Genomic DNA, 20,608 nt, shown 5'->3' with positions numbered 1-20,608 from the left:
AGTTACGTATTGTAAGGAAAATATAACAATCGCTAATTCGTTCGCTAAGTAAGCCAAAAAGCCTAATTTGGTATTTCATTTGGGTAAAAGTAGAAATGAGAAAGATTTTCGGCCTTTTTGGGGTCCTTTTGTTTTTTGCAGCTTCCTGTTCTTCCGAGAGGGATACCTTTACTAACCGGGCATTTCATAATCTCACGGCCCATTTCAACGCGTATTTTTTGGCAGATCAAAAGATCAAAGACGTGGAGAATCAAGTCCGCACCAATTACAAAGAAGATTATACCCAGGTTTTGCCGGTATTTATTCCTATTGATTCCGCCACTATTCAGCAAAACAAAGCCAAACTTGACTCAGCAAGAGACCTGGCATCCAAGGCCATCGAGTGGCACAAAATTTCAAAATGGAAGGATGACAGCTATTTTCTTTTGGGAAAAATCGATTACCTCCAGGCCCAGCAGGATGATGCACTCAACGCCTTTAAATATGTCAACAGCACCAGCAAAGACAATGACTTGAGGCATCAGACCCTGATAAGCCTGCTGAAGCTATATATCGACAAGCAGGAAATAGAAAATGCCAACTTCACCATTGACTATCTTTCCAAAGAATCCGGAATCAGCGACGAAAACCGCTACCAACTTTACCGGACCCTAGCCTATTACTATGAGGTAAGGGAGGACCCCAATGGCATTATCGGCGCCTTGGACAAAGCTTTGGATTATGCAGATGATAAAAAAGAAAAGTCCAGAATCAACTTTATCCTTGCCCAAAGGTATCAGCGGGAAGGATTGGATGCTTTGGCATACGACTACTACAGAAGGGCTTTGGATGGCAACCCTCCCTATGAAAGGAGTTTCTTTGCCACGCTTTATGCCCAGCAAGTAGCCGAACTGAATGCTTCCAAGGACCTCCGAAAGGTGAGAAATTACTATGAGGACCTCTATAAAGATCCTAAAAACAAGGATTTGAAAGATGTAGTGGTCTACGAACAAGCACTTTTTGAGGAAAAGCAAGGGGACATTCCCCTCACGCTGGACTTGCTCCATCAGGCAGCCAAAGAACCCGGCACCAACCCCAGAATCAAAGGCTATATCTATCAGAAACTGGCAGAGATCCACATTCAGGAGTTCAAAGATTACCGGGCTACCAAATACTATTTGGACAGTGCACTGAACTTTATCAAGGCCAATGACCCTGCTGCTTCAGCCATTCAGGAGAGGAAAATCACCCTGGACAATTACGTGTTTCATCAGGAGCGGATTCAGCTCAACGACAGCTTGATTGTGCTGGCTGAGAAAACTCCCGATGAACAGCAGGCTATTGCTTTGGCTTACATTCAGTCTGAAGAAGAACGGCTTATCCGGGAGGCAAGGGAAAAAGAGCAGCCCAAAAACAGCAATATATTCAACAACCTTTTGGCATTTAGTGGAAGGGACTCAGGTTCGAGTTTTTATTTCGACAACGGAGTAGCAATGCAGCAGGGGGCCATTGAATTTAACCGAAACTGGGGAAGCCGTCCACTTCAGGACAATTGGAGGAGACGGTCAGCTATATTTCAGACCTCAGCTCAACCTGAGGAAATCAAACCAAGTGAAGACTCCTTAGCCAATCAGGAGAATTCTATTTTGGCTGGATTACCTACGCTGGAGGGCTTGTTGGCACAGATTCCCACTACTCCTGAAATCAAAGAGCAGATCAACCTGGAATTGGAAGAATCATACTTCGAGCTGGGCAAATTGCTTTATTTTGAATTCAATGAACCTTTGATGAGTATTGAAAATTTGGAGACCCTCATCCGCAATTATCCCAATTCGAACAAAAAGCCGGAAGCCTATTATCTGCTTTATCTAGGTCAGAGAGATACCGGAGGCAACTCGCAGCAGTATGTCAGCCGGCTGAATCGGGAGTTTCCCGACTCTCAGTACACCTTTTCTGTCAACAACCCAAATGCCGCCTCAGGGAATGTGGCCTATCTTGCTGCCTCCAAAGGCTATGAAAAAGCCTACAATGCCTACTACTCCGGACAGTATCAGCAGGCTTCTCAAATCATCCGCTCCACCTTGGAGCAATACCCTTTGACCAGAACAACAGAAAAGCTGTTGCTTTTGGACATCATGGTTGTAGGAAAAACCCAATCCAAAGAGCGGTTCAAGGAAAGACTGGAAGCCTACATCGAAAACACCAAAGAGGAGAGTTTGGTCACTTTGGCGAAAAAAATGCTCCGACCTTTATTGTCAGCTGAAGAATTGGCAGCTTTGGCACCAAAAGAGGAAGAACAGGCTGACTCCACTACCCTAGAGGCAGAAAATCTGACCCCGGAAAATCTTAAAATTCCTGAAAATTCTCCATATAAAATTAACGAAGCCCAAACCCACATTTTTGTGATTTCGATGAGTCCTGAGGAATCGGAAAAGGCCAAAAATCTTTTGGGAGACTTGGAAAACTTCCACGGGCAAAACTTTAAAAACTCCCGGTTGAGAACAGGAAACATGAATATGAGTGCCGAGGAGGCCATTTTCATCATTAGCCCTTTCACCAATTCGGAAGCCGCTTATGAATACTACAAGAAATTTTCCAACGACTTTAAATCGGAGGGTTTACCTGATGAAGTCAAAGCCAAAGCCTTTTTCATTTCTATAGAAAATTTCCAAATCCTGAATAAAACCAAAAATATGGAAGAGTATTTGTTATTCTTCCGAAGTCTGTATCAGTAAACTATGTCTAAAACGACCAAACCCACCCTTCCTATTTGGGCCGGTAAAACCATTAAATTTCTCTGGATTGCCTTTATTGGAGGGTTGCTTTTTTTCATCCTTTTCGTCTGGATGGTCAGTGTGAATTTCTTGGGGCTTTTCGGTTCGCTTCCTGATTTCAAAGCCCTGGAAAACCCCGAGAGTGAAATCGCTTCAGAGCTTTACTCCTCAGATGGAATGCTATTGGGTACCTATTTCCGGGAAAACAGAAGCCCGGTAGACTACGAGGAGCTTTCGCCCAATTTGGTCAATGCTTTGATTGCCACCGAAGATGTCCGCTTCGAAAGCCATTCCGGGATAGATATGACGGCCATGATTCGGGTGATTGTAAAATCCCTGATCTTGGGACAGGATGCAGGAGGGGGATCCACCCTTTCTCAGCAGACGGCTAAAAACCTGTTCAAAACCCGAACCGATGCCAGTCAGGGAGTCCTGAGCAATGTCCTGGGATTGAGAATGCTCATCATCAAGACCAAGGAATGGATTGTAGCCACCCAACTGGAAAAGGCCTACACCAAAGATGAGATTCTGACCCTTTACCTGAACACCTCAGAATTTGGTTCGAATGCCTATGGGATCAAAACAGCCGCCTCTACCTTCTTCAACAAAACTCCCGCCGAGCTTAACTTGCAGGAATCAGCCGTATTGGTAGGATTGTTTAAGGCCCCTACCTACTACAGCCCTGTATTCAATCCGGACAATTCCCTGAGAAGGCGAAACACCGTTTTGTACCAAATGGTGAAAAATGATGCCCTGACCGAAGCAGAATACGACTCTATTTCCAAACTTCCGATTGAGCTGGATTACAAAGTCCAAAATCACAATATCGGATTGGCCACCTATTTCCGGGAGATTGTCAAGGCAGACATGATCAAATGGACTAAAGAAAATCTCAAGTCCGACGGGACAGCCTATGACCTGTTTGGCGATGGGCTGAAAATCCACGTGACCATAGACAGCCGCATGCAGCGCTATGCCGAACAGGCTGTAGCGGAGCACATGTCCGACTTGCAAAAGGCCTTTTACAAAGAAATGGGAACACGGGATCCCTGGATTGATGAAAACTGGCAGGTGATTCCCAACTTCATTGAAGATGCTGTCAAAAGGACTGAGGCATATCGACTCCTCAGAAACCGCTACGGAAATGATACAGACTCTATCCAAATCAAGCTCAACGAGAAAAAAAGAATGCGGATTTTCTCTTGGGAAAGAGGGGAAATTGACACCTTGATGAGTACCATGGATTCCATGCGATACTACAAGAAGATTCTTCAGACCGGATTTGTCAGCATGGACGCCCACACAGGACATATCAAGGCCTGGGTAGGAGGTATCGATCACAAATACTTCAAGTTTGACCACGTCAAACAAAGTAAAAGACAGCCAGGGTCAACATTTAAACCTTTTGTTTACGCCGCAGCCATAGAAAACGGCTACAGCCCCTGTTACTCAGTGGTAGATCAACCGGTGGAAGTCTACATCCCTGGACAGCCTGCCTGGAGTCCATCCAATGCCGATGGCAAATTTTCGTACAAGAAAATGACGATAAGAAGGGCCATGGCCCAATCTGTCAACTCAGTGACCGCGTACATGATGAAGAAACTGAGTCCCAAAATCGTGGTGGAAACAGCCAAAAGGATTGGGGTCACAAGTGACTTGGAAGAAGTGCCCTCATTAGCACTGGGAGTCAATGACGTATCCGTCTTTGAAATGGTCGGAGCTTTCGGGACCTTTGTCAATAAGGGAGAACATACCACTCCATTTTATATTGACCGGATTGAGGACAAAAACGGAAATGTCATCCAACAATTCACTCCAAAAAAGCGACCAGCCATGTCTGAAGAGCATGCTTATTTGATGCTTTATATGCTGAGAGGTGGCTTTGAAGAGGAATCAGGTACTTCTCAAGGGGTGCCTTGGACCTTGCGGGAAGGCAATGAACTGGGAGGAAAAACAGGCACCACCCAGAACGCCTCCGATGGATGGTACATGGGAGTAAGCAAGGATTTGGTATCCGGGACATGGGTGGGAGGCGATGATCGCGCCATCCACTTCAGAAGCTGGACAGCAGGTCAAGGAGGCAGAACAGCCCGCCCTATTTGGGTCAAATACATGGCTAAAGTCTACGCAGATCCTACTTTGGGCTATACCAAGGGCCCCTTCCCTAGACCAGAAAGACCCCTAAGCATAGAAATAGACTGCGATAAATACGAGCAGGAAAGTCAACGATTTGCTGACTTTGACTACGATGCCAAGAAAAATGATTTTTAAATCAAGTGATTTTCCATAGACCAAAAACAGATCGATTCCCGGTCTGTTTTTTTATTTTTGACCCATGCAATCCTCTTCCTATGTGCCATCTGATCATCTTCAGCTTCCCGATCATCCGGGAGTCTATAAGTATTTCAATGCTGAAAATGACCTGATCTATGTAGGCAAGGCCAAGAGCTTGAAAAAAAGAGTCAGTAGCTATTTCAATAAGCTCTCCGGAAGCAATCTCAAAACCCGAAGGATGGTCAAAGAAATAGCGAGAATCGAAATTACCTTGGTCAACTCCGAACTCGATGCACTTCTTTTAGAAAATAACCTGATCAAAAAAGTACAGCCCAAATACAATATCCTCCTCCGGGATGACAAGACCTACCCCTATCTGCTTATTACCAAAGAGAACTTCCCGAGGATTTTCCCTACCCGAAAGCTAATCCCCAAAAGAGGTACGTACTTCGGCCCTTTTGCTAGTGTCAAAGCCATGAATAATGTGTTGGATTTGATTAGAGAACTATTCACCATCCGAACCTGCAATCTAGACCTCTCGCCATACAAAATCGACGAAGGGAAATACAAAGTCTGCCTCGAATACCACATCGGCAATTGCCAAGGACCCTGTGTGGGCCATCAACGCGAAGCCGCCTATCTTCGGGATTTAGAACAGGCAAAGCACATCTTAAAGGGCAATCTTGGGGTGGCCAAGACTTACTTTAAGCAAGAAATGCAGGAGTATGCAGAAAAGCTGGAGTTTGAAAAAGCGCATCGGATGAAAGAAAAACTGGACCTCTTGGAAAAATACCAGGCCAAATCCATGATTACCAATCCGGGAATAGCCAATCTGGATGTGTGTACGTTGGTTGCAGATGAAAAAACGGCCTATGTCAACTACATGAGAGTAATTAATGGAGCGATGATTACTTCCAAAAATGTGGAATTGAAGAAAAAACTCGACGAATCTGAGGAGGAATTACTTATCACAGCCCTTATCCGCCTGCAGGATCAATTCCAAAGTGATGCTGCGGAAACCCTGACCAATATCCAATTGGAAAGCCCTATTGAGGGACTCAACCTCAGTGTGCCAAAAATTGGCGATAAAAGGAAGTTGATTGAATTGTCACTGAAAAACGCCCTTTATTACAAAAAAGAAAAAGCCCTCCTTCAAGGGTTGAATCAGGATAAAAAAGATCGGGTCATCAGACAGCTTCAACAGGATTTAAGCCTTCCGGAGATACCTGATCACATTGAATGTTTTGACAACTCCAACATCATGGGCACGAGTCCGGTGGCCAGTATGGTTTGTTTTCTCAACGGGAAACCGGCAGTGAAAGAATACCGTCACTTTCATATCAAAACGGTTGAAGGCCCCAACGATTTTGCCAGTATGAAGGAAATCGTTAGCCGAAGATACAAGCGACTTCTCGAAGAGGAGAAACCATTACCTAAACTAGTGGTCATTGACGGAGGAAAAGGCCAACTATCCTCGGCAGTAGAGGCCCTTCAGGAACTTGGAGTTTATGGCAAAATGCCCATTATCGGAATAGCCAAACGATTGGAAGAGATCTATTTTCCCGGCGATTCCTATCCCATTCACATTGATAAAAAATCAGAAAGTCTAAAACTGCTACAGCGAATTAGGGATGAAGCCCACCGATTTGCGATCACTTTTCACCGAAAGGTGAGAAGTAAAAACGCCTTTGGAACTCAGCTGACAGCAATTCCAGGAATCGGAGAGAATACGGCAGAAAAATTACTGAAACACTTCAAATCGGTAAAAAAAATAAAAGAAGCCAATCTTGAGGAATTAAGCGAGGTAATCGGAACTAACCGTGCCCAGAGTCTGCTCGAATGGAAAGAAAAAAATAAAGGGGCTTGAGCCCCTTTATTTTTTACCACTCCCAGAGTGAATTTTCAAATTCCAACAACTTGTATTCAAAAGCAAGAGAATTCAAATAAGCTTGCATCTCTGGATTGGGATGTTCTCCATTGACCAAATCCGCGATCAGTGCTTCGTCAGGATTGGTGAATCTTCTCACTACCGATCTGAACAGACGGGATTCGAAAGCCTCATCGTAAGTCAGACTTTTGGAGATGTTCTGGAAATTTAACCATCTGGCTTCTGGATGATTTTTAAAGTAATTCACGAAATCCTTGTATCGGATGTAGGCGATCGTTTTTTGACCTGCGTTTGCATTCGTAGCGGAAGGCATTACCAATTCCAAATGCTTGATATCAAAGATGGTCTTGGAATGGTGCTTTTCAAAAACAAAATCTTCCTTGAAATCCAGGTAATAAAGCTGCTTCACAAAAATGGAATCCCCATTGGCTGAGATCCAGAAATTGTCCTGAAACTCGGCAATAGAAAGAGGTTTGGTAAAGTTTTCGTCTCCAAACACTTCTAAGGCATTTTCATCCACCACAGCTTTGTAGATCTGATTAATAATTCCATTGGCTTTATTGTCGCCGGAACCATAGAGGGAAAGGTTGTATTTCTCTCTCAAGTCAATTCTTCTCCATACAGAAATCTGATACATTTTATCATCTTCTCTGATTCTCTTGATAGAGTAGACGGTATCCATATCAAACTGTCTGTCCCCAAAACCTGAGGGATTGACACTAGTGGCTACCTGTGCCTCTACTTCCTGAAGGCTATAACCTATCAGGACCAGGGCCAAGAGAAAGAATTTTTGCACCAATCGTTTCATACTATTTGTTGTTTTTGGAATCGCTTATTTTACAGCAATCCGCTTGATTTCTCTCAGTTCAGAGTTGATTTTGTTCCCTCTGAAATTTGTTCGTGTTACTTGAGTCACCCGTACAACGATATCATCACCCGGTCTTGCACTTTCGAGCAGAGAACGCATGCTGCCACCGATGGGCACAGTCTGTCTAGGGACCTCACTTCTCAAAAGAATGAGTTCACCGCCAGTCACTTCAAAATTGGCATCTTTCGCCATCGTTCTGGCAAAAGTAGGCTCAGGGACTGCAACTACTTTAATTCCGGAGAGTACATTGATAGCCTGAGCTTGGCTGATATCAATTTCTCCACCATTTGAACCCACAACGCGAATGGTAGGCGCTGGAACCGGCTTAATGTCAAACGCCACATCACCGATTTTATTTCCTCCCGAGCTGACTCCGATAGTAACTTTACCTGAGCCTCCGGGAATAATGGTGACTTGCCCTGGATTATTTCCCTTGATGGATTGACCATTCGAAATGGCAAATTCTGGAGAATAGGAATTACCCAAAGCAGGAACCTCGATCAACAGTTCGTTAGCACAATCTGCATACAACTGCTGAACTACCTCTGAAGATACCTTTATGACCGGTCTTGCCACAAAGTATTCGTATTCCACAGGAATTACCTGGTCTTCTCCACCTACGTTGGTTACAATTTCACCCTTCAATACTTGTCTGGAAAGCCCTCTGTCGTCGTAGCTTCCTGCAGGAGGCACTACAAACTCTACTTTACCGAAACCATTTTCTACAGGTACCGAACGGCCATTTAGCATCATGGAAGGAGCTGCGGAGGAAGATGCGGAAGCGATAAACATATCTCCTTCAAACTTGGTACCTGCAGCTACCACATTAGAAACTGCAGCAATCTTACCTTCCAATATGTCAGCCTTAAAATAAAATGAACCAATCGATTGAGTGATTTGAGATAAAGCTTCTCCCTCAATGTTCAATACTTCATTTTGGAACTGAGACAACAAAGCCATCACTGCGCCTACCGGAGATTTGACAAAGTTCAGATTGGTAAAGCTCTTCCCTCTGACTTCTCTGTCATTCGCGAAAATTTCAATCTCGGAAGCATCCAAAGCAATCGGCTTGAAGGTCACCCCAGTAATTCCAATTCCGTTGAGGATTTGAGAAACCTGAGAAGGATAAGCATTCAGCTTTTCTTTCAACTCATCCCCTTTGCCGTTATTGGCAAACATGTTTCCAGGAACCTCTGTATTTTTCAAGGCTGCGTTGACGAAGTTGCCTTCTTCATTCTTAGCATTTGCCTGAGTAATCAACTGCTGCTTGAGGTCCTCCAGATAAACCGTTATTTCCTTAGTAGCTTCTCTTACTTGCTGCGCCGCAGCCACTTTGGGAACATCCTTGGGGTTGTTGCCCTGCTCTTCTACTGTCGCTTTGATAGAGCTGACAGTAAATTCATTCTTTGAAATGTAATTTCGGGAAGTTCTCTCCATCCCATCATTGATGAGGACAAACTTCTGGAGGATCTGATTACTCACCTGAAGGGCCAAAAGGGCCGTCAGGACCAAGTACATCATTCCGATCATCCGTTGTCTAGGTGTCTCTTTAGCTCCTGCCATCTTTTTTTGATTCTTTATTTAGATGATTGGACGAGATTAACCTTTCATGGCAGAAAGCATTCCGCCATAGATTTTATTGAGAGAGCTTACATTTTGGTTCAACTTAGCCAACTCATTTTTGAAGGCTTCGGTCTCTTTTCCAGCCTCGGTAAGACCTTGCATAGCAGAAGTCATGTTGCTGTAGAACTTGTTCAGTGTCTTCACATGGCTGTTGGCATCCTGTAGTTCCATTTCATATACTGCGTTCAAAGCTGAAAGATTTTTGGTCACCGTCTGAACTTGAGCATGGTAGGCTTTCGCATCCTGAGAAGCGGAAGACATTTCAGTGAGGGCAGCTGCAGTCTTGCTGTAAGAGGTGTTCATATCCACTAAGGTCTTGGCAGCAGTTTTCACGTTGGTAGCATATTCATTAGTAGCAACTGCTGCATCGGCTAGATTACCCATTTTTTCGGCAGAATTGGCCAAATTGCTCATGCCTTTTCCTAGGCTTTCGATCAATTCAGGACCTATTTTCGCTTTAGAAAGCATATCGTCCAATTTGACAGACACATCGTCTCCCTTTCCTTTTTTAGATCCCCCATCAGCTAGCTCAGGATATATCTTGCTCCAATCTACGTCCTCTTGCCGAGGCTCGAAAGCAGAAAGGAAAAAGATGATTGCCTCAGTGGTCAACCCTACCCCGATCATCAAGTTGGCGCCTTGCCAATCGAGGATTTTAAACATTGCACCAAGGATTACTACTGAAGCTCCGATACCATAGATCTTAGGCATCACGCTTGAATAAAAGAAATTGCCTTTACTAGCCATTTTTGAATTATTAATTAAGGTTAAGGTTTTTGTAGGGTTTTAAGTGGTTTATCTTCTTGTTCTTTTTGTTGATTTTACGTCCATTGAACCAGAACGCCCCATAAAGGTCATGGCAGTACGGAATCCAATGTGTGCCTGTGCTACATCTTGATATTCATAGGTTCTGGTAGATGTTTCCAAATAATGGGCAATATCTTTCCAGCTTCCTCCTCTTACGATTTTTCTAGGCTCGTTGGGATCGTCATAGACCGGATCCAAATCCCAGGTATCGACCCTAGAAGTGGCTTTATAGGCGTCCATTACCCATTCTGCAACATTGCCAGACATGTTGTACAAGCCAAACCCATTAGGGGAAAACACATCTACTGGGGCGGTGTATGCAAAGCCATCGTCAATGTAGTTTCCTCTTCCAGGCTTGAAGTTGGCCATTAGACAACCTCTTTTGTTTTTCAGGTAAGGTCCTCCCCAAGGATATTTTGCTACGTCTTTTCCACCTTTGGCGGCATATTCCCACTCTGCCTCGGAAGGAAGCCGGAATGATGGCACATCAAAGTCAGAATCATCATTGGCCCGAAGGTGGTATGTTCTCCACTCGCAATACTGCTTTGCTTGATCCCAGGAGATACCGACTACGGGGTAGTTGTCAAAGGCAGGGTGGTCAAAATAAAATTCCATCAGAGGATCGCCATAGTGATATGAAAAACTGGTCGACCATACGGTAGTATCAGGTCTTAGATCTTCATAATTCAAATTTGGAGGATCTTTAAGCGTAGTCGGAGTGCCGGTAGCCAGCTCTCCGTTTTTTACCGCCTCCAAAAACTGACGGTATTTATTGTTTGACACTTCGTATTTGTCCATAAAAAATTCAGAAATGGTAATCTGTTTATTCATGGAGGATTGGGTATAGGCAATATCTTCATCAGATTGCCCCATCCAAAAAGTCCCGGCCTTGATAGGAACCATGTCAATGGGAAGATTCTGAGACCAGCTTGCCCGCTTTGGGACACCGGTCACTTCACCTCTCCTGTTCGCCTTTTCACTGGCAGAACCTTTTTTATTAAAAAGGCCACAGCCTGGTAAAAGTGTAGCTATTGCCAAGCCCAAGGAAACTGGCAATAGACGGAGTTTCATTTTTTTATACATAAATGACGTTTTTGACTTCATCAAATTTATTCAACCGCAAAACTGGCTTAGATGGCGAAAATTAGAAGAATAAATCCTAATAATGCAAATTGCCTGCCAATTTTACTTCAATTATTTACATAGCCGGACCCGCTTATTTTTATCAGTTTAATACCTGAATCTCGGTGTTCGCTGTATGACCCGTTGTACTTCCCTTGTCACATCCGAGAGGGCATACCTCAGCATGAATTCATGGCTGGTGGGAGATTTAGCCTCTACCCCACTGATGACCAAATCGAAAGCATAACCCAGCTTGAGTGAATTATCCCTTAGAATGCTGTATCCTAAGATTACAGATACCGATTCTTCCCCTCTAAATGCCAACCCTGCGTTTATTCTGTTTTGATGTGTTGCCATAACGCTCACATCGTAAGAAAAATTATTCAGAGATACTGTTTTTAAGAGAAAACTGGGCTCGATTCTAAGTTGACCGATTGGTCTGATTCTATAGCCTACTAATAAATATGAATGGTTTTTGAGTTGGTTGGCATAGGTCGCATCCCCGAAATCAAAAGTGGGCTGATTGAGATGCTTACTGCTAAGCCCAATGTAGTAATCGCCCCGGTCATACAGAAGACCCGCACTTACATCCAGGGCAATTTGATTTTCTCTTCCCGAACTTGGCAAGTTGGGTTCGGGATTCACTACTATCAGCTCTCCGTAATCCAAAGAACTGGAAAACATCCCCACTGAACCTCCAATACTGAGCACTCCACGCTTCAGCTTCTTATGATAACTGCCCTGAAGGTTGACTTCCAAATTATTGGAAGGTCCGATTTGATCGTTGACGATGGTTAGACCATACCCGATGTTTTTGGTATCCAACCTACCCTGTGCTGTAATCAGCTGAGTGATTGGCGCCCCTCCCTGACCACTGCTGGTAGAGTATCCTGCCCATTGTGACCTATGAAGAGCAGAAAACCGATACCCTCCCTCCTTGCCTGCAAAAGCAGGATTGTAGAACATGCCATTGAACATGTACTGAGTAAACTGAGCATCCTGCTGTGCATGCGTAAGTATCGGGCTGAAAAAGATCAAAACCAGCAAATATTTCAGGCATTTCAAAAAATTGTCCAAACGGCTATTTGTTGACATTGCGTGTGAATTATTCAATTTTTAACGAGTGTAAACATTTAAACTGAAAATCCACAGAAAATGATTCTAAGATTTACAAATTATTGGCTTTCTTAATGTAAAGTTCCAAAGCCCCTGTCATACTCGGTGCATTGGGCATGGGGGCTTCTATGTCCAAAATCAATCCCAAATCACGTACCGCCTGAGAAGTAGTAGGTCCAAAGGCTGCAATTCGGGTCCTTCCCTGGACAAAATCCGGAAAATTTTGCTTGAGTGACTTCAGACCGGAAGGACTGAAAAAGGCCAAAATATCATACTTCACATCCGCAAGATCGGAAAGGTCTGCAGGCAAGGTGTGGTAAATGATAGCTTCAGTGAAGGAAATCCCGTTTTTCTCCATGTATTCCGGAATATCATCTTTCCGGATATCGGAGCAGGGGAAAAGGTATTTTTCGTTTTTATGCTTTTTGAAATAATCAAACAGATCCTGCGCCGTACGCTGTCCCACGAAAAGCTTTCGCTTGCGAATTACAATGTATTTCTGAAGATAGTGGGCTGTCTGATCTGAAATACAGAAATACTTCATCTCAGCAGGCATTTCGATTTTGAAATCCTTGCAAATCGCAAAAAAATGATCGATGGCATTTCTGCTGGTGAAAATGATCGCAGTATGCTTCAAAATATCGATTTTCTGCTTTCTGAATTCCTTCGGAGGTACCGGCTCTACTTTGATAAACTGGCGAAAGTCAATTTTGAGGTTGTATTTTTCCGCCAATTGCAGGTAAGGAGAATTGGCATCACTGGGCTTGGGTTGAGAGACTAAAATACTTTTGACAGGCTTAAATCGATCTTTTGGAGTAGTACTCATACCAGATTTATGAATTTTTTCTTAAAAACACTCATTAAAACAACCAGGCCGAAACCCACTTGGATAGGATGAGAAAAGGCACCAGTTCGGCGATGCAAAGGTAAGTAAATAAATGATATTTCTTAAAACTAAGCCGATTCATCATAATCAGAAACAAAGCAAAAATCGCTGCCAGGTACACCCAAAAAATCCCCTGAATGAAATAGGGAAGTAGGATGGACATCCTCCCGAAGTCATTGACAACAAAGAAGGCAATCCCTGCCGATACCAAAGCCACCCCCAAGACAATAAGCCGCAACAGATAAAAAAAATGTGCAAAATCCACTTTGCCCAAATCAAAAAAATAGGACACCAGCCTTATGCCTACAAATTTGCCTACAATCAACAGGAAAACTAGGGCACTACCTCCTATCCATACCAAAATCAAAGAGGAATACTCTATTCCTACCTGTTCTGTAAGTTGCTGAGGGCGAAAGACCACCCCCACCATCAAGGCCAACTGGGCGACCATCATACTCACGATAAACAAATAGGAGAGAATATCAAAAGAAAAAAACTTCTGCAAACTCCCTGAATCCGAGAAATCCTCCGCACTGAGCACTGACACAGGCTGAAGAAGTGCAGAAAGGAGATAGGGATAAGCTAGACGGTACAAGGCTACCAAAAATAGGATAATCAACAAGCTGACAAAATAAAAATCCCTGATTTCAGGTCCGTAGACGAGTCTAGGAAGTGGACCGCCAAGTGTCGTTTCACCACTAGAAAGCACCTGGGTTGATGGCAAATTCAGGACTTTTTTCAAGGCAATCCGCTCCCCTTTGGCTTTGGGAGTAAAGAGCGTCAGAAGAAATTCTTTTTTCCCGACGATCTCTTCCATTTGCCTTAGAGAAATGTAGATCAGCGTGTCCTTTTCGGTGGCCATCCATAATCTCCCCTCAAGAAATAAGGTGGTTTCCGCAGGAGCTTCAATGGAAAAATTGGCTAAGGGGTAGGTCGAGGCGGAAAGCTCCACCTCATACGCCACTTTGGGATTGAACCAGCTTCCTCCCTCAGAACTGTTTGGGGTGACTCCATAGGTTTCCAATACTTGTGCCTGAGCTCCGGCAAAAGCCCACAAAAACCCTAAAACCCCAAAAAAAAGCTGTTTTATCAGACCCATTCAAAATCTTGCTAAATATCCAAAGTGCACTCGAGCATACTCGAAGGACAAGGGTTGGATGTTGGACTTGCCCAATGCAAACACAAAACTGAACAATCCCCCTTCGGTGTCCAAATTAATTCCAGAACCAAATGAAAAAGGCTGGTCAATCCGAGGTGAAAAATACGGATTATCCAGAATCCCCAGATCTCCGAAAACCATCAAATACGAATTTTGACCAAAAAACAAGCGCTGCTCCATATTGATATAGGTATATTGCTGCGCAAAGAAAAATTTCTCATTGAACCCTCGGATGCTTTTCAACCCACCTATTCGGAAAAGCTCATTGAGAAACAGATTCCTGTTTTCAATTATTCCTCCCGCACCTCGAATCCACATTCCCCAAACTGGCTTGAGGTAAATATGCTTTTCCACTTCCAGCTTTCCCTGGATTTGGGTGGAAGTTTCGCTGAGCCCTTCATAAAGTTCGACGGGTATTCCCGTATTTTCCAAGATTCGCTTATTTCCCGCAGCGAAATCACCAGAGACCCTCCATCCTTTTCTGGCAAATCTTACATCATCCAAATAATTCCACTCTCCACCTATACCGTATTGATTCCAGCGGAAGTCAATAAACGAGGGCAGTTCTTCCAGCCCCATTCCGCCTTGGTCGATAAGATCTCCTGCTTGCCTGCGCGTAAAGAAATTCAGGTACCCAGAATCAGATATCCGATACCCAAAATCCAGGACGAAGGACCTGTTCACAAAAGAACTATCCTGTCTCAACAGGCTGAAATGGACCTGAGCATCTAAAGGAGACCTAAACAGAAAAGACTCCTTGTAGTTCAGGTCCAAGGCTTGGGACTGCACATTTAGGCGCTGCCATTGAAGTAAAATATCTCTTCCTTTTCCTCCTAGGTGGAATAGCCGCAAATCCACCTGACCGGTGATCAACAGCTTTCCCGGCTCATTTTCATTGGGTAAAAACCCGATAACTCCATCAAAAACGTTGAGTTTCCTTTCTTGTAAAGTAAATACAGGGATAGCCCTTTGCTGCTGGAAGCTAACTTCAGGAGGACCGACAAGAGAAAAATAAGGAGACTTTCGGAGCAATTGGGTGGAATGTTCCAATCGGGTCTGAGAGAACGGCCTTCCCACTTCCAATCTGGAAAGCGATTGAAGGTAGCCTACTCTGGTTTTTGCAGATCCGGCTATAGAAAGGCTGTCCCAAGTGATCAAAGGACCTGCCTCAAAGTTCATTTTTCCGGATAGCTGGGTCCCTTGAATCCCAATACTGTCAATTTTCACCTCGGCAAAAGGCCAGCCCCTGTTTTCGGCAAAGTCAAGCAAATCCTCTATCCAAAGATACGGCGCCGGGTAATCTGCACCGGGCCGACCTTTATCCTGTACAAATTCCTCCGGAATGGAGGAGAGTTCAAGTTCATTCCAAGAGAATACAGGTCCTGATTTCACCCGCAAAAGCAAAGTGTCTCCTCCAATTTCTTTTAGAATTTGGGCCTGTAGATATCCCTTGTTTCGAATTTGCATCAAAGTGGAATCGGCCTGGAAAGACGCTAGCTCCTGGGTTTTGAAATAGACAGCCTCCTGCTTTGGCACGCCTTCCACCTGAAGAATTACCCCAAAAATTTCTTGCCCCCAAAGATTTTGAGGAATGAAAAGAAGAAGCGGGAAAAGGAATTCAAACCTAAACTTCAAGGATAGAGGGATTGGTTATATTTGCAAAATAACCGAAATCCTCTTGGCGGGCATCTATATTCATATTCCATTTTGCAAGCAGGCTTGTCATTACTGTGATTTTCATTTTTCCACCAACCTCTCCAGAGTCTCTGAGTTAGTGCAATGTATTGAGCTGGAGCTTGCTCTCAGAAAAAATGAGCTTGGAAGTGAAAAAGTAACCACGGTGTATTTTGGAGGTGGAACCCCATCTCTCCTGAACAGCAGCCAGCTGGAGTCCATACTGTCCCAAGTCCAAAATCATTTTGATTGCGATTGGGAAGAGGTGACCCTGGAGGCAAATCCCGATGATCTCCATCCACCAAGGCTGGAAGAATGGAAGGGCTTGGGAATAGACCGCCTGAGTCTGGGGATCCAGAGCTTTCATCCCGAAATCCTTAAGTTTTACAACCGAAGTCACTCAGCCGAACAGGCGATGAAAGCCTTGGAAATCTCCAGAAAAGCCGGGTTTGAAAAGTTTAGCCTAGACTTGATTTATGGTTTTCCCCATTCAGATCACAGGCTTTGGAAAAAAGACCTTCAGGTGGCCCTGGATATGGATCCGGGCCATATATCTGCCTACAGTCTCACGGTAGAGCCCAAAACTGCCTTGGGAAATTGGGCAAAAAAGGGAAAGTTTACTCCGGCAAATGAAGACTTTGTGGCCGAGCAGCTGGAGTGGCTTCAAGAAGAAACCCAAAAAGCAGGCTATGTACAATACGAAATATCCAACTTTGGCAAACCCGAAAAATGGGCGCTTCATAATTCCAACTACTGGAGAGGAATTCCCTATCTGGGAATAGGTCCCAGTGCCCATTCCTTTGACGGTAAAACACGAGGGGCAAACCTGGCTTCCAATCCGCGGTATATAGAAGCCTTACGGAGTGGGAAGCTGGTTTTTCAAATGGAGGAAGAAACGCCCGGAGACAGAGCCAATGAGTTGATTTTGACTTCACTCAGGACAGTCTGGGGGTTGGATTTGGCTGCTTTCGAAGAAAAATTCGGAATTTGGCTTTGGGAGGAAAAAAAATCGGAAATAAAAAAATTCGAACAAGCCGGATGGATGCTTAAGCAAGGGAATACTTTATCTTTGACTCCATCAGGAATGCTTTTGGCAGATAGTATCGCTGCCGAACTTTTCCTCTGAACTTATGGCTTACGAAAACAATCCCGGAAGAAAAAAAGAAGCAGCCCCTTTGGAGTCTGCATTCAAAGAACTGCTCAAAGCCTACCGCTTGGAAGGGAAATTTCAGGAAAATCTTCTGATCAATTCTTGGGGAGATATCGTGGGCAAAACCATATCCAGCCGGACCAACGGCCTGTTTATCAAAGAAAAAAAGCTTTACGTCCGGATCAGTTCAGGCCCCTTGAAAAAAGAACTTCTACTCAATCGCTCCAAAATTTTATTGCTCATAGAGGAACACGTTGGCCAGGGAGTAGTGGAAGATTTGGTGATCTTGTAGCTGCACTTTACAATTTTTAACACCCCCCCGATACCCGCATGGCAATTCACTGAATCAGTTTAGTTCAGATTGAGTATTATTGTGATCATTTATCCATGATCCGACTACCAAAATTCCATATCGGCAAACTGACACTCCTACTCTCCCTATTGGTGTGGCTAGCTTTGCTTTTCGTGGATTTGGTCCGGATTTTTGGAATAATCAATTCCTTGGAGTCGGGAATATCCAGCGAAATCACCTGGGTACTAGAAATCCTCTTTTTCATCTGTGTGTACTTCTTTTACACCCATTCTCTGGAAAAAAACAAGCAGAAAAATTTTCTGGAAATGGTCTGGAGAGGAGCCTCCACGGGGGTTTTTGCCAGTGGAATTGCCCTGGTGATCGAGCTGTTTTACTTCTCATTAGGAGACAGCAAGCTGGGAGGAGATCCATTCCTCAAAAACCTTTTTTACCACATCAATTTCGCCCTAACTACGATTTTCCTTATTTCCACGGCTTTGCTTTGGAAAACCCTCATCCTTTACCAAAAAACCAAGCAGGTAGTCAAGCAATGGCAGGCTTTTGAATTTGCTCTGCTGGTGGCCATGTTTTTTGTTTTTTTCAACAAAAACAACCTGGACTATTCCTTTATTTTTGGATTGGTCATTCTGTTGATAATTTCAGCAGTGCTGGCTGGAAACCTGAAGTGGATTCCCTATCTGAATTTTAAAGAAAAATGGAAATCCCTGCTTTTTCTATTTCTCATTCTGGTCAGTAGTGCATTCCTTTTCACGCGGTTTCTAGCGTATAGCAATGCAGAAATTTACCAAGTCAATCTGACTGACAACCTTTTTCTGATTGCCCTTTTTGGCTTCATCTTTCTTTATGGCCTATTCAGCTTTTTGGTCACGCTGTTCAATCTGCCCACTTCCTCTGTTTTTGAACAAAAACTGACCGAAACGATCAACTTTCAGCGCCTAAGCCAGTCAATCAAACCGGAAGAAAACGAAGAGCAGGTCTTGGATATCCTGATGGATTCCTGCATGAGTGCATCCTATGCAGATGGGGCTTGGCTGGATATCCATGAAGAGGGCAAAAACATCCCCACCCAGTTGCGGTTTATGGAAAACAAAGACCTTGACGAGTTGACCAAACTCATGCATGCTCCAGTCGAGGAATGGGAAAAATCCTCCCCTGTAAGTCTCCTTCAGCCCCTTAGCCTACGCCTGGATCACCTCAAATTCCAATCCGCCTTGGTGGTACCCCTCGTGATCAACAACCAGAAGACCGGTCAAATTCTGCTGGTCAAAGAAGTTCGGGATGGGTTTAACAAAGAAATGATCGGAATCATCAGCACCTTTTCCAGACAGGCCAGTATTGCGGTCGAAAACCACCGCCTGCTCAATCAGGCCATCCGGAACGAACGCTACCAAGAAGAGCTGAAAATCGCCCAGCGAGTGCAGAAATCCCTCCTTCCCACCCGATTGGACCATCCGGACACCTTCGAAATATGTGCTTATTCCAATGCTGCCGATGAAGTGGGGGGAGATTACTACGATACCTTCGAACTCAGCGAGGAAAAGTACGTCCTGATCATGGGCGATGTTTCGGGAAAAGGGACCTCCGCAGCCTTCCACATGGCCCAGATGAAAGGAATATTTCAAAGCCTGATCCAACTGGACCTTTCGCCCGCCCAGTTTATGATTCAGGCTAATTCAGCCCTGGGCCGATGCCTGAGCAAAAATCATTTCATCACCGCCTCCATTTTCCTGATCAATACCCAATCCAAACAGATCTGCCACTCCCGTGCCGGGCATGTTCCCACCTTATTCTACAAATCTGAAGAGAAAAAATCCGAATTTTTGATGCTGGACGGTTTAGGATTGGGAATATTAAGAAACCGACAGTATGAAAATCACGTTCAGGAGAAAACCATAGATTACAAGGAAGGAGACATTTTGGTGATGTTTACCGACGGAATCGTGGAAGCCAAAAATCAAAAAGGACAACAGTTTGGATTTGAAAGGATCAGGAGTTTGGTAGAAATGCATCCTGAAAAGAGCCCAAAAGAAATACAGAATATTTTGATCGATACTCTTCATGACTTCGTAGGAGGCAATGGCATGATCGATGACGATTACTCCCTCATGGTAGTCAAGTTTCACCCTCCCACCCATCACACGAAGAAATAACCCCCTCCCAATATGCTCCTAGTGGAAAAAACCAAAGAAGACTTACATGATATCCTTAGCCTTGACGGAGAGGTAGATGCCAGTAACTCTGTCATTCTGGATGAGGCCATTCAGGAATTGGTCCAAAATGGCTCCCGTTCTATTTTGATAGACGGCAGAAAGCTGGAATATATTTCCTCAGCAGGATTGGGAGTTTTCATGTCCTATCTGGAGGAATTTCAAGAGAAAGAAATCAGTCTGAAAATTTCGGGGCTGAGTCCCAAAGTCGTGGAAGTATTCCGGATTCTGGGCTTGGACAAGCTGATTCCGATTTTCCCGGACAAAACCGAAGCATTGGCCAGTTAAATGAAATACCAGGTAGACATATCCTGCCAAACTTCTGCTTTGGCTAATCTGCGGGCGTTTATCCAAAGCTCCCTGGAAAATTATGCGCTTTCGGAAATCGATCGACATCAAGTCACCCTGGCCGTAGAGGAAGTATGTGCCAATCTGATTATCCATTCCCATGGATGCAACCCCAAAGACCAAATCCATCTGGAAATCAAAGATTCGGAAGATAAGCTCATCGTAGAAATTTCAGATCAGGGAGAAGCCTTTAATCTGCTGGAATATGAAATCCCCGATATTCAAAAAGTGATGGTAGAAAAACGAAAAGGGGGATTGGGTATCATTCTGGTCAGGAAAATTATGGACGAAATTGAGTTTGAATCCAAAGATGGGGTGAATACCTGCAGGCTGATTAAATGGTTTCGTTCCTAATTTTGGTTAAATCCTCTCTTATAAAAGCAATCTCCCTGAATTCCTGATAAATTTGTAACATTGCAT

At 44.1% G+C, this 20,608-nt stretch carries 16 protein-coding genes; 8 read left to right on the top strand and 8 right to left on the bottom strand.

The window, feature by feature from the left end; all coding sequences use genetic code 11:
- Positions 1–95 precede the first annotated feature (95 nt).
- From porW to uvrC, 3 genes are all read left to right on the top strand, one after another.
- Positions 96–2,714, top strand: coding sequence for a type IX secretion system periplasmic lipoprotein PorW/SprE (gene porW, locus AAA943_RS02810; RefSeq protein ID WP_338222735.1), 2,619 nt, complete (start codon positions 96–98; stop codon positions 2,712–2,714).
- A 3-nt stretch (positions 2,715–2,717) separates the two neighbouring features.
- Positions 2,718–5,024 carry a penicillin-binding protein 1A gene (locus AAA943_RS02805; protein ID WP_338222734.1) on the top strand — a complete coding sequence of 769 codons (2,307 nt, stop codon included), beginning with the start codon at positions 2,718–2,720 and terminating at the stop codon, positions 5,022–5,024.
- Positions 5,025–5,088: 64 nt separating this feature from the next.
- Positions 5,089–6,894 carry an excinuclease ABC subunit UvrC gene (gene uvrC / locus AAA943_RS02800; RefSeq protein ID WP_338222733.1) on the top strand — a complete coding sequence of 602 codons (1,806 nt, stop codon included), beginning with the start codon at positions 5,089–5,091 and terminating at the stop codon, positions 6,892–6,894.
- Positions 6,895–6,907: 13 nt separating this feature from the next.
- Here uvrC and porN read toward each other — a convergent pair whose 3' ends face one another.
- From porN to AAA943_RS02760, 8 genes are all read right to left on the bottom strand, one after another.
- On the bottom strand, positions 6,908–7,723 hold the full coding sequence (gene porN, locus AAA943_RS02795; protein WP_338222732.1) for a type IX secretion system ring subunit PorN/GldN: 816 nt from the start codon (positions 7,721–7,723) through the stop codon (positions 6,908–6,910).
- Positions 7,724–7,747: 24 nt separating this feature from the next.
- Entirely contained in the window at positions 7,748–9,346 is a 1,599-nt protein-coding gene (gene porM, locus AAA943_RS02790) for a type IX secretion system motor protein PorM/GldM (RefSeq protein ID WP_338222731.1), read from the bottom strand.
- 36 nt (positions 9,347–9,382) lie between these two features.
- Positions 9,383–10,153 carry a type IX secretion system motor protein PorL/GldL gene (gene porL, locus AAA943_RS02785; RefSeq protein ID WP_338222730.1) on the bottom strand — a complete coding sequence of 257 codons (771 nt, stop codon included), beginning with the start codon at positions 10,151–10,153 and terminating at the stop codon, positions 9,383–9,385.
- A 48-nt stretch (positions 10,154–10,201) separates the two neighbouring features.
- Complete coding sequence (gene porK, locus AAA943_RS02780) at positions 10,202–11,296, bottom strand: T9SS ring complex lipoprotein PorK/GldK (protein ID WP_338222729.1); 1,095 nt, start codon at positions 11,294–11,296, stop codon at positions 10,202–10,204.
- A 147-nt stretch (positions 11,297–11,443) separates the two neighbouring features.
- Complete coding sequence (locus AAA943_RS02775) at positions 11,444–12,430, bottom strand: PorP/SprF family type IX secretion system membrane protein (protein ID WP_338222728.1); 987 nt, start codon at positions 12,428–12,430, stop codon at positions 11,444–11,446.
- Between the two features lie 73 nt (positions 12,431–12,503).
- A complete protein-coding gene (locus AAA943_RS02770; RefSeq protein ID WP_338222727.1) occupies positions 12,504–13,277 on the bottom strand; it encodes a uroporphyrinogen-III synthase in 774 nt (257 codons plus the stop codon).
- Positions 13,278–13,311: 34 nt separating this feature from the next.
- Positions 13,312–14,436 carry a DUF4271 domain-containing protein gene (locus AAA943_RS02765; protein WP_338222726.1) on the bottom strand — a complete coding sequence of 375 codons (1,125 nt, stop codon included), beginning with the start codon at positions 14,434–14,436 and terminating at the stop codon, positions 13,312–13,314.
- Complete coding sequence (locus AAA943_RS02760) at positions 14,437–16,131, bottom strand: BamA/TamA family outer membrane protein (protein ID WP_338222725.1); 1,695 nt, start codon at positions 16,129–16,131, stop codon at positions 14,437–14,439.
- Between the two features lie 43 nt (positions 16,132–16,174).
- On the opposite strand from AAA943_RS02760, the gene hemW reads away from it, so the two are divergent.
- The 5 genes from hemW to AAA943_RS02735 all read left to right on the top strand — a co-directional run bounded on the left by hemW (position 16,175) and on the right by AAA943_RS02735 (position 20,542).
- Positions 16,175–17,296 (top strand): radical SAM family heme chaperone HemW, encoded by a 1,122-nt coding sequence (gene hemW, locus AAA943_RS02755; protein ID WP_338222724.1) that lies wholly within the window; start codon positions 16,175–16,177, stop codon positions 17,294–17,296.
- 4 nt (positions 17,297–17,300) lie between these two features.
- Positions 17,301–17,612, top strand: coding sequence for a DciA family protein (locus tag AAA943_RS02750; RefSeq protein WP_338222723.1), 312 nt, complete (start codon positions 17,301–17,303; stop codon positions 17,610–17,612).
- 95 nt (positions 17,613–17,707) lie between these two features.
- Positions 17,708–19,783 carry a GAF domain-containing SpoIIE family protein phosphatase gene (locus AAA943_RS02745; protein WP_338222722.1) on the top strand — a complete coding sequence of 692 codons (2,076 nt, stop codon included), beginning with the start codon at positions 17,708–17,710 and terminating at the stop codon, positions 19,781–19,783.
- Positions 19,784–19,795: 12 nt separating this feature from the next.
- Positions 19,796–20,128: an STAS domain-containing protein gene (locus tag AAA943_RS02740; protein WP_338222721.1), complete on the top strand. Its 333-nt coding sequence runs from the start codon at positions 19,796–19,798 to the stop codon at positions 20,126–20,128.
- Positions 20,129–20,542 (top strand): ATP-binding protein, encoded by a 414-nt coding sequence (locus AAA943_RS02735; RefSeq protein WP_338222720.1) that lies wholly within the window; start codon positions 20,129–20,131, stop codon positions 20,540–20,542.
- Positions 20,543–20,608 lie beyond the last annotated feature (66 nt).

The sequence above is a fragment of the Algoriphagus confluentis genome, from assembly GCF_036245625.1.
Lineage (GTDB): Bacteria > Bacteroidota > Bacteroidia > Cytophagales > Cyclobacteriaceae > Algoriphagus > Algoriphagus confluentis.
Note: the sequence above shows the minus strand (reverse complement) of the source record. Positions and strands in the feature narration are given on the sequence as shown.

Bases quoted from the DNA above. Each gene is read 5' to 3' on its own strand.
- porW (WP_338222735.1), top strand. From the start codon at position 96: ATGAGAAAGATTTTCGGCCTTTTTGGGGTCCTTTTGTTTTTTGCAGCT.
- AAA943_RS02805 (WP_338222734.1), top strand. From the start codon at position 2,718: ATGTCTAAAACGACCAAACCCACCCTTCCTATTTGGGCCGGTAAAACC.
- uvrC (WP_338222733.1), top strand. From the start codon at position 5,089: ATGCAATCCTCTTCCTATGTGCCATCTGATCATCTTCAGCTTCCCGAT.
- porN (WP_338222732.1), bottom strand. From the start codon at position 7,723: ATGAAACGATTGGTGCAAAAATTCTTTCTCTTGGCCCTGGTCCTGATA.
- porM (WP_338222731.1), bottom strand. From the start codon at position 9,346: ATGGCAGGAGCTAAAGAGACACCTAGACAACGGATGATCGGAATGATG.
- porL (WP_338222730.1), bottom strand. From the start codon at position 10,153: ATGGCTAGTAAAGGCAATTTCTTTTATTCAAGCGTGATGCCTAAGATC.
- porK (WP_338222729.1), bottom strand. From the start codon at position 11,296: ATGTATAAAAAAATGAAACTCCGTCTATTGCCAGTTTCCTTGGGCTTG.
- AAA943_RS02775 (WP_338222728.1), bottom strand. From the start codon at position 12,430: ATGTCAACAAATAGCCGTTTGGACAATTTTTTGAAATGCCTGAAATAT.
- AAA943_RS02770 (WP_338222727.1), bottom strand. From the start codon at position 13,277: ATGAGTACTACTCCAAAAGATCGATTTAAGCCTGTCAAAAGTATTTTA.
- AAA943_RS02765 (WP_338222726.1), bottom strand. From the start codon at position 14,436: ATGGGTCTGATAAAACAGCTTTTTTTTGGGGTTTTAGGGTTTTTGTGG.
- AAA943_RS02750 (WP_338222723.1), top strand. From the start codon at position 17,301: ATGGCTTACGAAAACAATCCCGGAAGAAAAAAAGAAGCAGCCCCTTTG.
- AAA943_RS02745 (WP_338222722.1), top strand. From the start codon at position 17,708: ATGATCCGACTACCAAAATTCCATATCGGCAAACTGACACTCCTACTC.
- AAA943_RS02740 (WP_338222721.1), top strand. From the start codon at position 19,796: ATGCTCCTAGTGGAAAAAACCAAAGAAGACTTACATGATATCCTTAGC.
- AAA943_RS02735 (WP_338222720.1), top strand. From the start codon at position 20,129: ATGAAATACCAGGTAGACATATCCTGCCAAACTTCTGCTTTGGCTAAT.